Origin of the sequence: Dyadobacter sp., from assembly GCF_051859145.1 — a bacterium.
Taxonomy (GTDB): domain Bacteria; phylum Bacteroidota; class Bacteroidia; order Cytophagales; family Spirosomataceae; genus Dyadobacter.
On sequence record NZ_JBHYGF010000076.1, the window covers coordinates 1 to 949 of the forward strand.

The following is a 949-nucleotide window of genomic DNA, read 5'->3' on the forward strand; positions in this document are numbered from 1 at the left end:
CCATAGGGGAATCGAACCCCTGTTTCAACCGTGAAAGGGTCGTGTCCTAACCGCTAGACGAATGGGCCGACTGGTCTCCTACTTCGCGCGCTTTTTTGCACTTTCTTTCACTTTTTCGCTTCCCTTTTCCGAAAACGTGGTGCAAAGATGCAGGCTTGATTTCTAAAAAGCAACTTCTCGACGCAAATAAAATTCACTTATTTTTTTATCAATTCATTATCAACGCTTTCGGTCGCAAAGTTTTTTTTATTCAACCGTCATTAACAATTCCAAACACGTAACTTTCTAAATTTGGGTCTATGCATTTCCTCTAATTGCTCCTATGATAAAATATATCCGCGTTCTTCTTCTTGCCTTTTCTGCGATCCCTGTCTTTGCCCAAAACACAACACCCGAACAGCACCTCGGATTTCAGCTCGGATCCAAGTTTGCCTTTCACAGCCAGATCACGCAGTACTTCACTTTGCTTCAATCTCAGAACCAGGACCGGATGAAACTGGTGCAGTACGGTTCAACCAACGAGGGAAGGCCGCTGATGATCGCTTTTATCTCTTCACCGGAAAATATGAGTAAGCTGGAATCGATCCGGCAAAATCACCTTAAAAGCATTGGTCTGCTCGAAGGTAAGCCCGACGCGGGCGTTCCGCCGATTGTCTGGCTGAGCTATAATGTGCACGGAAACGAGTCGGTATCTGCCAATACCAGTATGCAAGTGATTTATGAGCTGCTCAACAAGGACAATGCACTTACACAGGATTTCCTGAAAAACCTGGTGATCATGATCGATCCCTGCATTAATCCCGATGGATACGAGCGCTACTCACAATGGTATAATCGCGTTCAGAATGCAGTTCTGGATGTGACCCCATTCGCATTGGAGCACGATGAACCCTGGCCAGGCGGCAGATTCAATCACTACTTGTTCGACCTGAACCGCGACTGGGCGTGG

At 46.5% G+C, this 949-nt stretch carries 1 protein-coding gene; it reads left to right on the forward strand.

Features of this window, described 5'->3' with window-relative positions:
- Window positions 1–322 precede the first annotated feature (322 nt).
- Window positions 323–949: M14 family zinc carboxypeptidase (locus ACTIE6_RS05900; RefSeq protein WP_439555747.1), on the forward strand; the 627-nt coding region annotated here is incomplete at its 3' end.